Raw genomic sequence first — 12255 nt, forward strand, 5'->3', positions numbered from 1 at the left:
GATGAGGGGCCACCGGAACGCGGCGCGCGGGGACGCCGCCTGCCTCGACTGCGGGAGCTGGGCCGTCACGGCGGACGGCTTCTGCGAGCGGTGCGGGCTGCGGCAGCCGGGCGCCGACGAGCACGCCGAGGCCCACCTGGTGGTGGACGGGCGGCCCGCGCTGGGCGCCGGCATCAGCGACCCGGGGCTGCGCCGCGTCCGCAACGAGGACGCGTTCGCGCTGGCGGCGCTGCCGCACGGGGCGTGCGGGGTCGTCTGCGACGGGGTCGCGACGGCGCCGGGGTCGCGGGAGGCGGCGCGCGCCGCGGCGCAGACGGCGTCGGCGGTGCTGCTCGACCGGATCGCGGCGGGCGCGGCCCCCGACGAGGCGACCCGGGAGGCCGCCGGGCGGGCGGGCGAGGCCGTCGCGGCCCTCGCCGACGCCGGCGGCCCCGGCCCGGCCTGCACGTTCGTCTCGGCGGTCGTGGCGGCGGACCGGGTCACGATCGCCTGGCTCGGCGACAGCCGCGCCTACTGGCTGTCGGCGGCGGAGTCGTTCCCGCTGACCACGGACGACTCGTGGGCGGTGCGGGCGGTCGCGCGGGGCGAGCTGACCGCCGACGCGGCCTGGACGGACCGCCGCGCGCACATGCTGACGGCGTGGATGGGGGCGGACGCGGGCGCGTTCGAGGCGCACGTGGCCGCGTTCGAGCCGGACGGCCCGGGACTCGTGCTGATGTGCAGCGACGGGCTGTGGAACGATCTCCCGGACGCGGCGGCGCTGGCGTCGGTCGCGCTCGGCGGGGCGGGCGGGGAGGCGGGGCCGCTGGGGGCGGCGCGGCGGCTGGTGCGGGCGGCGCTGGACGCGGGGGGACACGACAACGTGACGGTGGTGGTCATCGAGTTCCCGCCGCCCGACCCGACGAGGGAGCCCGGCAGATGAGCGAACGTCCCGAGTTCACGATCCGCGTGGACCAGAACCCCTACCTCCCGGCGGGCGGCCGCGAGATGCACGCCATCGTGACCGTTGAGTCCCGCGCGGACGGCGACACCGGACCGCCCGCCGAGGGCGGCGCCGCGGAGGTCATCATCATCGACACGTCCGGGTCGATGTCGTACGGCGGCAAGATGGCCGCGGCGCGGCGCGCGGCGAAGGCGGCCGTCGAGGTGCTGCGGGACGGGGTGCGGTTCGCGGTCGTCGCGGGCGCGAACCGGCCGCGGATGATCTACCCGCAGGGGGAGCGGCTGGTCGAGGCGAGCGCGTCGACGCGGCGCAGCGCGGCGAACGCGGTCGCGCGGCTGGACGCGGCGGGCGGCACCGCGATCGGGTCGTGGCTGCGGCTGGCGGACCGGCTGTTCGAGGGGCAGGACGGCCTCGTCAAGCACGCGATCCTGCTGACCGACGGCAAGAACCAGCACGAGAGCGCCGAGGAGCTGGACGCGGCGCTGCGGCAGTGCACCGGGCACTTCCTGTGCGACGCGCGCGGCGTCGGCACGGACTGGGAGGTCGCCGAGCTGCGCAAGATCACCTCGGCGCTGCTGGGCGGGTTCCTGGACGTCCCCGACCCGAAGGACCTGGAGGCCGACTTCCTCGCGATGACGCGGGCGGCGATGGGCAAGCAGCTCGCGGACGTGGCGCTGCGCGTGTGGACGCCGCAGCACGCGGAGCTGCGGTTCCTCAAGCAGATGGTGCCGACCGTGGACGACCTGACGGCCCGGCGGGCGGAGTCGGGGACGCAGACCGTCGACTACCCGCTCGGCGCGTGGGGCAGCGAGAACCGCGAGTACCACCTGTGCGTGGAGGTCCCGCCGGGCGACATCGGGCGGCAGATGCGCGCGGCGTGGGTGAAGCTGATCGCGCCGGGGGCGGGCGGCGAGGCCGAGCGGGTGCTCGCGTCCGGGAACGTCCTCGCCGAGTGGACCGACGACGAGGCCCGGTCGACGCGGATCAACGGGCGGGTCGCGCACCACACCGGGCAGTCGGAGCTGGCCGACGCGATCCAGGAGGGGCTGGAGGCCCGGCGCGAGGGCGACGAGGACACCGCGACGGCCCGGCTCGGCCGCGCCGTGGTGCTCGCCCGCGAGGTCGGCAACGAGCAGATCGCGGGGCTGCTGGACAAGGTGGTGGACGTCATCGACCCGGCGACGGGGACCGTCCGGCTGAAGTCGGACGTGGCGAAGGCGGACGAGATGTCGCTCGACACCCGCTCGGTGCGGACCGTCCGGACGGCCCGGACGCGCAAGGACGACGTGCCGCCCAGGGCCTCCGGCGAGCCCCCGAGCGCGCCGCCGAGCGCGTCCCCGGGCGAGCCGCCGAGCGCACCCCCGAGCACGCCGCCGGGCACGCCGCCGGACGAGGCCGGGAGCTGAGGCCATGCCGGTCTGCGCGAACGGGCACGTGTCCGCCGCCGACGACTACTGCGACGTGTGCGGCGACCTCATGGAGGGGGCGCAGCGCGCGGAGTTCACCATGGTCGAGCACGGCGCCGTCTCGATCGCCGACCCCGCCGGGGCGGGAGCGGCCTCCCGCCCGGCGCCGGAGGAGGCACCGGAGTCCGAGGCGTGCCCCGACTGCGGCACCCCCCGCAGCGGCCGGTTCTGCGAGAACTGCGGCTACGACTTCGCGACCGGCACCGCCCAGGCCGGTGAGGCCCCTGGCCCGGCGCCGCAGGCCCCGGCACGCTGGCACGCGGTGATCACGGCCGACCGCGACTACTACGCCTCGGTGATCGCGCAGGAGGGCCCCGACTCGGCGTCGCTGGAGTTCCCGCCGTACTGCCCGGAGCGCCGCGTCCCGCTGCTCGGCGAGCAGATCCGGATCGGCCGGCGCAGCGCGTCCCGCGCGACCGTCCCGGAGATCGACCTCGGCGGCCCGCCCGAGGACCCCGGCGTCTCGCACCTGCACGCCGTGCTGCTCGCCCGGCCCGAGGGCGGCTGGCTGCTCGTCGACCCCGGCTCCACCAACGGGACGACGGTGAACGGCGGCGCCGACCCGATCGCGGTGAACACGCCGGTCCCCCTCGGCGACGGCGACCGCGTCCACGTCGGCGCCTGGACGACCATCACCCTGTCCCTTCAGGAGGGCCCGCCATGACGATGACGCCCGCACAGCCGGCGGCGCCGCCCGGCGCCCGCCCTCCCGCGACGCCGGCGCCCGCGCCCGGCACGGACGCCGTGCCCGCCGCTCCCCCGGCGCGGCGGGGGCGGCTCGCCACGTTCGCGCGCGGCCGCTGGCTGCGCACGATCCCCGGCCGGATCCGCGCGCACGTCGCGCTCGTCCTCGCCGCGCTCGTCGCGCTGCTGGCCGTGCTGACGGTCGCGGTGGGGAACGCGCGCGACTCCGTCCAGACGATCGGGCACGACGCGGGCCCGCAGGTCGTCGCGACCAGCACGCTGTACTTCGCGCTCAGCGACATGGACGCGCAGGTCTCCAACATCCTGCTGATCGGCCGCCAGCACGACCTCGGCAGCGGCTACGACCAGATGATCGGCGCCTACGAGCGGCGCCGCGCGGACGCCGACGCGGCGGCGGTGCAGGCCGCGCAGCTCGCCGGGCGCGACCCGGCGCTGCGGCAGACCGTCCAGGACGTCCTCGACGGCCTCGGCCGGTACGAGCGGCTCGTCGGGTCGGCGATGCAGCTCAACCAGCAGGCCGACCATCCGGCGGGGGAGCCGCCGAAGGAGGTCGTCGACGCCTACCGGCAGGCGACCGACCTGATGAAGCTGGAGCTGCTGCCGAAGGCGTACAACATCACGCTCGACACCGGCGCGCACGTCCGGCAGGCGTACGAGTCGAAGCGGACGTCGGTACTGGCGGGCCGTGACTGGGTGGTCGTCGCGGGCGTGGTCGCGCTGCTGCTGCTGGTCGCGACGCAGCTGTACCTGGCGCGGACGTTCCGGCGGCTGCTGAACCCGGCGCTCGTCCTGGCGACGCTCGGGACCGTGGCGCTCACCGCCGTCGGCGCGGGCCTGCTGTCGGCGCAGGCGGGGCACATCCGGAAGGCGAAGGAGGACGGCTTCGACTCCGTGCTGTCGCTGTCCCGGGCGCGGTCGATCAGCCACAGCGCGTTCGCGGACGAGAGCCGCTACCTCCTCGACCCCGGCCGCGCCGACACCTATGAGCAGACCTACCTCGACAAGTCCCTCTCGGTGGTCTATCCGGACATCGGCGACAAGCCGCTGAACCTGGAGAACTACTACGCGGGGCTGGAGCAGAAGGTGGGGCCGTACCGCCCGCGCGAGGGCGCGGCGCCGTTCCTCGGCTTCCTCGCGGACGAGGCCGCCTCGGCGCGGAACGCCCGCGAGGCCGACGCGGTGCGGCGGACGCTGCGCGCGTACATCGTCGTCCAGCGCGACGACCAGCGGATGCGGTCGCTCGCGGCGTCCGGGAACCGCACCGGCGCCATCGCGCTGCGGATGGGCCGCCAGTCCGGCGCGATCCCCGACTTCGACGCCTACGACGCCGCGCTCGGCTCGCTGATCGCCGTGCACCAGGACGCGTTCACCAGGCAGATCAAGGACGCGGACGGCGGGCTGCGCGGCTGGAAGGCCGTCCCGCCCGCCGCCGCCGTCATCGCGCTGCTGATCGTCGCGGGGGTCCGTCCCCGGCTGGCCGAGTTCCGCTGACCGGAGGAGACCCCCCATGCGCGCCACCCGTGCCCGTTCCGTCCGCCTCCCTTCCCGGCGCACCACTTTTCTGCGCACCGCCGCCCTGGCCTGCGCCGTCCTGTCCGCCGCCGGGCCGCTGTCGGCGTGCGGGCTCGGCGGCGCGGACCGGCCGACGATCGCCCACAAGCACTCGCTGACCATCGGCGTGAAGGCGGACCAGCCGAGCCTCGGCGTGAAGGGCAAGGACGGGACGTACCAGGGCTTCGACATCGACGTGGCCACCTACATCGCCGGACGGCTGGGCGTGCCGAAGGACCGGATCAGGTGGCGCACGACGAACTCCTCGGTCCGGGAGAAGGCCCTCGCGGACGGCACCGTCGACATGATCGTCGCGACGTACTCGATCACCGCCACCCGCAAGCGGGTCGTCACGTTCGCGGGCCCGTACTACGTCGCGCACCAGGACACGCTGGTCGCGCCGGGCAACACGGCGATCCACGCGATCCGGGACCTGAAGGGCCGCAAGATCTGCGCGGTGACCGGGTCGAACTCGTGGCGGCGGGTGATCGAGGAGCGCAAGATCGCCGCGGTGCCGGTGCAGGCGCCGACCTACGGCGCCTGCATGGGCGACCTCGCGGCCGGGAGGCTGGACGCGGTGTCGACCGACGACCTGATCCTCGCCGGCTTCGCCGCCGGCCGCCCCGGCAAGATCATCAATGCGCCGTTCACGGACGAGAAGTACGGCGTCGGGCTGAAGAAGGGCGACCTGGAGGGCTGCGAGCGGATCAACCGGGCCATCACCGACATGTACCAGGACGGGACGGCGGCGCGGCTGCTGACCAAGTGGTTCGGCAAGTCGGGGCTCAAGCTCACCACGAGCGTGCCGCAGTTCGAGGGCTGCAGCTGACGCCCGCCGCCTCCGGCGCGCCCGGCCGCGGTCAGGCAGCGGGTGGCCGCGGTCAGGCCGTGGTGGACGGCAGCGCGCCGATCGCCTCCCGCAGCGTGTCGTAGATCGGGACGAACTTGTCGATCCCGGTGATGCGGAAGACGCGCTGAACGCGCGGCGGCAGCGCGACGAGCGCCACCGTGCCGCCGCGCTCCCCGGCGCGCCGGTTCGCCGCGACGATCGCGTTGAGGCCGGTCGAGTCGCAGAACGTGACCTGCCGCATGTCGACGACCATGGGCTCGCCCGCGTCCACCACCTCGAACAGGGCCTCCTCGAAGCGGGCCCGGGAGACCACGTCGATGTCGCCCTGCACCCGGACGAGGGTGCAGCGTTCGTCCTTCATCAGGCTGATGTCGAAGTCCATGGCCACCTCTCGCCCCGGCTCCGGGGGCGCCTCGGTCCCGCGCACCTGGTACCCCACCTCAGGTGACTCCTCAGGATTGCGCACCCGTGCCCGCAATCCAAGCACTTCCAGGGATAAGGACCGGGTCGCCCTCCCCCGTCCCGGACCGTAACACCCCTGGCCGCCGGGGCCGCGCGGCGCCCCGTCCGTGCGCGGTCCCGTGCGTCCCGGCGTGCCGCGACCGTCGCCCGAATAACTTACTCCAGAGGAACTTACTGGATGGTAGGAAATGGTTTCACGATTGCCGCACCTCCCCAATGTGACCGAAGTCCCACCCCGGGATCAAGGCCCCCAATAGTTCACCGGCGCCCCCCGTGACCAGCGGTTGAACCATTTCTTACGTCCGGTGCGGCGGGAAAAGCAGGTGCTGACCCGGGGACGGATCGGCGCAGAGGTTACAGTGGCGGTGCGAATGACAGGAGGCTGGGTGTTCTACACGTTCATGACGCGAGTGGTGCGTCCGATCCTCTGGCTGCTTTTCCGCCCGAGGGTGATCGGCGGGGAGAACGTGCCCGCCTACGGGCCCCTCATCGTGGCCAGCAACCACCTGTCGTTCATCGACAGCTTCATCATCCCCCTGGCCGTCCCGCGGCCGGTGACCTACATCGCCAAGGCCGACTACTTCGTGGGCGGCGGCCTCAAGCGCGGCTTCGTCCGCTGGTTCCTCACGAACCTCGGCCACGTCCCGGTCAAGCGCGGCGCGCGGCGCGCAGCCATGGGCGCCCTGGAGCAGGCCGGCGACGTCCTCGCCAACAGCGGCGCCTTCGCGATCTACCCCGAGGGCACCCGCTCCCCCGACGGCCGCCTCTACCGCGGCCGCACCGGCGTCGGCTGGCTCGTCCTCGCCTCCGGCGCCCGCGTCCTGCCCGTCGCGCTGGAGGGCACGGAGAAGATCCAGCCGATCGGGGCGTCCAAGCCGCGGATCTTCGGGCCCCGCCCCACCGTCCGCATCGGCCCGCCGATGGACTTCTCCCACTACCGCGACCTCCCGCCCGCCAAGGCCCGCCGCGCCATCACGGACGAGATCGTCGAGACCATCCAGAAGATGTCCGGCCAGGAGTACGCGCCCGTCTACAACGAGCGTGCCGACGAGGGGCAGCAGTAGGGGCGCCCCGCCCGGCCCGCCCTGGTCAGCCGCCGAGGTTGGGGGCCTTCTCCTGGATGTTCGCGCCCGCCCGGCTCTGGGCGTCGGACTTCAGGCCGTCGACCGCCGAGTTCACCGACCCGATCTGCGACTGGTCGAGTTGCCCGGACTTGAACCTGCCGGCCAGCGCCGAGAACATCGCCGCCACCTTCTCCGCCGGGACCTTCAGAGCGTTGCAGAGCTTCGGGTCCGCGCCGATCAGCTTGCGCGCGGCGTTGAGCCGGTTGGCCGCGAACAGCCCCGCCGCCCCGGCCTTCGCGAACGCCTTCGTCCGGCCGTCGGCGCCCTGCTTGAAGCTCCCCGCCTGGTACGGCTTCCAGATGTAGCGGTGGAAGGCGCCGATCGCCAGGCCGGCGTCCGCGGCGAACCGCGTCTTCGCGAAGTGCTTGGTCGCCTCGGTCGGGCAGGACGACGGCGACGCGGCCGGCGAGCCCGCCGCGGCGCCCCGTCCCGCGGCGGCATGGGCGCCGTCCTCGTGCGCCTTCCCGCCGCCTCCGCCGCACCCGGACGCGGCGACCAGCGCCAGCAGCAGGACGGGCAGCACCAGAACTCTGCGGAACATTCTCTTCCCCCGATGTGAGCACGCGCCCGGTCCCGGGCGCCCTCCGTGGCCTACCCAGCGATCAACAGCCGTCACGGAGGGTCCGCATGACGCGGCGATCCGGTGGCGCGGACGTGCCGCGCCACCGGATCACCGGGCCGTCCGCGCCGGTCAGCGGCGGCGGGCGGTGCGCAGGAGCAGCAGGCCCGACGCGAGGACCGCCGCGGCGGTCGCGCCGTGGACGCCGAACGCGGTCGCCTTGGAGCCGTGGTGGGCGAGCACCGTCAGCATGTCGCCGGCCGCGATCGTCGAGAACGCGCACATCACCAGGCCGAGCGCCTCCCGCTTCCCGCGGGCCAGCAGCGCGAGGACGGCCAGGCCGGTGCCGAGGTCCCGGACGCCCTTGATGTTCAGCCACGCGGTGGCGTCGCCGGACGGCACGGCCGGCAGCCCGAAACCCGCCGCGGTGCCCACCGGGTCGAGGATGTACGAGAGCCCGACGTAGCCGATGCCGACCCCGGTGAGCAGGGCGATGGCGCTGCCGGTGCGGGACGTGCAGACGTCCTCGCGGAGCCGCCGCATCCGGGCGGCGTGGTGGCGTTCGCCGTAGAGCCGCCAGAAGCCGCGGGCCGGAGCGGGCAGCCCGGAGAGGAACTCGGCGCGCTCGTCCGGCGTCGCGTCCTCCAGCACCACGCCGAGCAGCGTGAGGATCTTCGACTTGGGGGTGTGCTCCGCGAAGTGGTCGCCCTGCGCGTTCCACTCGTCCTCGGTGAGGTGGCGCTCGGCGAGCGGCAGCAGGTGCGCCTCCTCGTCGTCCAGGTGCTCGACCAGCAGGGCGCGGTGCTCGACCAGCGCGGCGACCAGGGCGTCACGGCCCGCGGCGTCCGCCGACCGCGCCCAGGGCCCGGCGAGGTCGTGCAGGCGGGCGATGGTCGCGGCGACCTTCTCGTGCTGGGCCTCCATGCGCAGCACGATGTCGGCGTCCAGGTCCACCCGCGACAGCAGCAGCGGCCAGATCAGCTCGTCCTCGCCGTGGTGGTGGTTGTGCAGGCCGAGCAGGTAGTCGGCGAGGTGCGCGGTGAGGGCGCGGGCGCGGCGGCGGTCGCCGGGGCGGGTCGCGCCGATCAGCTCGGCGAGCAGGCGCGACTCGCGGCGCATGCCGCGGTGGATGACGACCATGGAGCGGGTGAAGGTGAGGGCGGTGTGAACGGTGTCGGTGCTCATGCCGCCAACGTTGCCCGGGGCGTCTTGGAACCGACTTGGAGCACGAGTTGGAAGGCGACTTGGAGACCGGCTGGAGGGCTGCTCGGAAGGCTGCTCGGAGGGCGGCCTGGATGGCGGGCCGGGCGCCGGTGGCTACGATCTGTCCGAGATGGTGCGGATTCGGGTGCTCGGCGCCTTCGAGGCCGAGGTGGCGGGCGTGCGGGCGGCGCTGGGCGGGCCGCGGCAGCGCGCGGTGCTGGCGTTGCTGGTCGCCGCGCGCGGCGCGGTCGTGCCCGTCGACCGCATGATCGAGGACCTGTGGCGCGGCGAGCCGCCGGCCCAGGCCGTCACGTCCCTCCAGGCGTACGTCTCCAACCTGCGCAAGCTGCTGGAGCCCGGCCGCCCGCCGCGGGCCCCGGCCCGGGTGCTGGTCTCCGCCGCGCCCGGCTACGCGCTGCGCCTGCCCGACGAGGCCGTGGACGCCTGGCACTTCGCCGAGCTCGCCCGCGACCCCGATCGCGCGGCGGAGGCCCTGGCCCTGTGGCGCGGCCCGGCGTTCGCCGAGTTCGCCGACGAGGAATGGGCGCGGGCCGAGATCGGCCGCCTGGACGAGCTGCGCCTGGCCGCCCGCGAACGGCACGTCGCCGCCCTGCTGCGCGCGGGCGACGCCGCGGCCGCCGTGCCCGAGGCGGAGATCCTCACCCGCGACGAGCCGCTCCGCGAGGAGGGCTGGCGGCTGCTGGCGCTGGCGCTGTGGGGGGCGGGCCGCCAGGCCGACGCGCTCGCCGCGCTCCGCGAGGTCCGCGCGACGCTCGCCGACGAGCTCGGCCTCGACCCGAGCCCCGCGCTCGCCGATCTGGAGACGGCGATCCTCCAGCAGCGCACCGAGGCGTTCGACCTCCCCGCGCCCGCCCCCGTGCCGGTCCCCGCGCCTGCGCCCGCTCCCGCGCCCGGCGGTCCGGCCTTCCTGGGCCGCGACGGCGAGCTGGCCGCGCTGACCGGGCTCGCCCGCGAGGGCGGCGTGCGCGTCGCGCTCGTCACCGGCGAGGCCGGGCTCGGCAAGACCGCCCTGCTGACCCGGCTCGCCGGCGTCCTGGAGCAGGAGGGCCGGCTCGTCGTGACGGGCCGCTGCCCGGAGAGCGAGAGCGCGCCCCCCGCGTGGGCGTGGACGGAGGCCCTCACCGCGCTCGACCGGCACGTCCCGGCCCCCGCCGAGGCGGCGCCGCTGCTGCGGGACGCGTCCGGCGGCGAGCCCCGCGACACCACCGCCGGCCGCTTCCGCCTCCACCGGGCCGTCTGGGGCTGGCTGAACGACGCGGCCCGGCGGCGCCCGCTCGCGGTCATGCTCGACGACCTGCACTGGGCCGACGCCGAGACCCTCGCCCTGCTGGCCGCCCTGTCCGGCGACGCGCCGCTGCTCGTGGTCGCCGCGTTCCGCGCCGACGAGGCGGGCACCCGCCTCACCGAGACCCTCGCGGTGCTCGCCCGGCGGTCGCCGCTGCGGCTGCCGCTGCCGGGGCTGCCGGAGCCGGCGGTCGCCCGGCTCATCGCCGCCGAATGCGGCGCCGACGTGGACGAGGCGACGGTCTCCGCCCTCGCCGAGCGCACCGGCGGCAACCCCTTCTACGTGCGGGAGAGCGCCCGGCTGCTCAGCAGCGAGGGCGCGCTCGTGGCGACCTCGGAGGTCCCCGAGGGGGTGCGGGACGTGCTGCGCCGCCGCCTCGCCCGCCTGCCCGAGCCCGCCGTCGCGGTCCTGCGGCTGGCCGCGCTCGCCGGCCGCGAGGCCGATGTGGACGCGCTCGTCCTCGCGGCCGACGCCGGCGAGGACGCGGTGCTGGACGCCCTCGACGCCGGGCTCGTGGCGGGCCTGCTGACCGAGCGCGCCCCGGGCCGGGTCCGGTTCGCGCACGCGCTCGTCCGGGACACGATGATCGCCGACCTCAGCGCGCTGCGCCGCACCCGCATGCACGCCCGGCTCGGCGCCGCCCTGGAGCGCCTGACCCCCGACGACGCGCCGGCGCTGGCGTACCACTTCCACCGCGCCGCGTCCGCCGCGACCGCCGCCAAGGCCGTCGAGTACGCCGTGCGGGCCGCCGACCTCGCCGAACACCGGTACGCGCACGAGACCGCCGTCGAGCTGCTCACCCAGGCGCTGGAGTCGTTCGAGCGCATGCCGGGCCGGGACGCCGCGGACCGCGTCGACCTGCTCGGCCGGCTGCTGCGCGCCCAAGCGCGCGCGGGCGCCGTCCAGGACGCCCGCGCCACCCGCCGCCGCGCCGTCGACCTCGCCGAGGAGGCCGGGCGCGACGACCTGCTGCTGGCGGCGTTCACCGCGTGGACCGAACCGGCCCCCTGGCAGCTCCGCCCGTACGGGGCCGTCGACGAGCACCTGGTCGGCCTGCTCTCCCGGCTGCTGGACCTCGACGGCCTCGCGCCGGACGTGCGGTGCCGCCTCCTCGACGCCTACGCCGCCGAGCTGACGGGCACCGGGGACGCGCGGGGACGGGCCGCCGCCGAGGAGGCCGTCGAGATCGCGCGGAGCCTGGGCGACCCGAAGCTGCGCGCCCTGACCCTGTTCACGCTCAGCCGCGAGCGCGACTACCGCGGGCACGACCCCGGCGAGACCCGCCGCCAGGCGGCGCAGGCCCGCGAGCTCCGCGCCCTCGGCGCCGAACACGACATGCCCACCGCGCTGTGGTCGGGCACGTTCAACCTCGCCGCCGCCGCCGTGTGGGAGGAGCGCCCCGCCGAGGTGCGCGCCCGGGTCGCCGAGGCGGCGGAGCTGGCCCGCCGCTACCGGATGCCCGAGGCGGGCGTCGTCTGCGAGGTCGCCGAGGCCGCGCTCGCCCAGGCCGAGGGCCGGCTGGACGAGGCGGAGCGCCGCTACGCCGCCGCGACCCGGGCGATGGCCGACCAGGGGTCGCTGCACACCGCCGGGTTCGCCCTGCTCACGCGCGCGACGCTGGCGGTGTCGCGCGGCACGCTGGCCGGGTTCGCCGCCGAGGCCGGGGACGTCCCGCCCGAGCTGGCGCCGCTGGTCACCGACGTCCTCGCCGCCGCGCAGGCCGCCGCCGACCGGCTGGACGAGGCGCGCCGCCTCCACGCGTCGGCCCCGCCGATCCAGCCGGACTACTTCTTCACGATGTTCAGCACGTTCCGCGCCATGACCGTGGTCGCGCTGGGCGACGAGGAGGGCGCGGCCGAGCTGTACAAGGCGCTGCTGCCGCATCGGGACGGCCCGCCCGCGGGGCTGGAGAGCCTGGCCGTCGCCCTGCCGCCGCCCGCCCGCACGCTGGCCGAGCTCGCCCGGCTCGTCGGCGAGGACCCGGCCCCGCACCTGCGGCGCGCCGCGGAGATCACCGCCCTGTGGAATGCCCCGCAATAGGCGCCTACGGGCCGATTCCGGCCTGGATGGGGGGCTCCTGCCGCAC

At 75.7% G+C, this 12255-nt stretch carries 10 protein-coding genes; 7 read left to right on the forward strand and 3 right to left on the reverse strand.

From position 1 onward, the window contains the following. Position 1: 1 nt before the first annotated feature. The 5 genes from ABT299_RS36865 to ABT299_RS36885 are packed head-to-tail and all read left to right on the forward strand — an operon-like array spanning position 2 to position 5494. Positions 2-922 carry a PP2C family protein-serine/threonine phosphatase gene (locus ABT299_RS36865; protein ID WP_500253563.1) on the forward strand — a complete coding sequence of 307 codons (921 nt, stop codon included), beginning with the start codon at positions 2-4 and terminating at the stop codon, positions 920-922. After that, positions 919-2349, forward strand: a complete 1431-nt coding sequence (locus ABT299_RS36870) for a vWA domain-containing protein (RefSeq protein WP_500253564.1) — start codon at positions 919-921, stop codon at positions 2347-2349. The genes ABT299_RS36865 and ABT299_RS36870 overlap by 4 nt, the downstream gene beginning before the upstream one ends. A gap of 4 nt (positions 2350-2353) precedes the next feature. After that, positions 2354-3073: an FHA domain-containing protein gene (locus ABT299_RS36875; RefSeq protein WP_500253565.1), complete on the forward strand. Its 720-nt coding sequence runs from the start codon at positions 2354-2356 to the stop codon at positions 3071-3073. After that, positions 3070-4605, forward strand: coding sequence for a GlnX family signal transduction membrane protein (locus tag ABT299_RS36880; protein ID WP_500253566.1), 1536 nt, complete (start codon positions 3070-3072; stop codon positions 4603-4605). The genes ABT299_RS36875 and ABT299_RS36880 overlap by 4 nt, the downstream gene beginning before the upstream one ends. Positions 4606-4621: 16 nt before the next feature. Further along, the gene (locus tag ABT299_RS36885; RefSeq protein WP_387024623.1) at positions 4622-5494 is read left to right on the forward strand and encodes a glutamate ABC transporter substrate-binding protein; all 873 of its coding nucleotides are present in this window, start codon (positions 4622-4624) and stop codon (positions 5492-5494) included. Positions 5495-5546: 52 nt separating this feature from the next. Here the strand turns inward: ABT299_RS36885 and ABT299_RS36890 are convergent, their stop codons facing one another. Beyond that, positions 5547-5954 carry an STAS domain-containing protein gene (locus ABT299_RS36890; protein ID WP_347256481.1) on the reverse strand — a complete coding sequence of 136 codons (408 nt, stop codon included), beginning with the start codon at positions 5952-5954 and terminating at the stop codon, positions 5547-5549. Positions 5955-6363: 409 nt separating this feature from the next. On the opposite strand from ABT299_RS36890, the gene ABT299_RS36895 reads away from it, so the two are divergent. After that, a complete protein-coding gene (locus ABT299_RS36895; protein WP_190851351.1) occupies positions 6364-7041 on the forward strand; it encodes a 1-acyl-sn-glycerol-3-phosphate acyltransferase in 678 nt (225 codons plus the stop codon). Positions 7042-7066: 25 nt separating this feature from the next. On the opposite strand, the gene ABT299_RS36900 is transcribed toward ABT299_RS36895, so the two are convergent. Next, a complete protein-coding gene (locus tag ABT299_RS36900; protein WP_500253567.1) occupies positions 7067-7642 on the reverse strand; it encodes a hypothetical protein in 576 nt (191 codons plus the stop codon). Between the two features lie 150 nt (positions 7643-7792). Beyond that, positions 7793-8845, reverse strand: a complete 1053-nt coding sequence (locus tag ABT299_RS36905; RefSeq protein ID WP_500253568.1) for a DUF4267 domain-containing protein — start codon at positions 8843-8845, stop codon at positions 7793-7795. A gap of 148 nt (positions 8846-8993) precedes the next feature. On the opposite strand from ABT299_RS36905, the gene ABT299_RS36910 reads away from it, so the two are divergent. Then, complete coding sequence (locus tag ABT299_RS36910) at positions 8994-12209, forward strand: ATP-binding protein (RefSeq protein WP_500253569.1); 3216 nt, start codon at positions 8994-8996, stop codon at positions 12207-12209. Positions 12210-12255 lie beyond the last annotated feature (46 nt).

This window comes from Spirillospora sp. NPDC000708 (genome assembly GCF_040299565.1).
GTDB lineage: Bacteria > Actinomycetota > Actinomycetes > Streptosporangiales > Streptosporangiaceae > Spirillospora.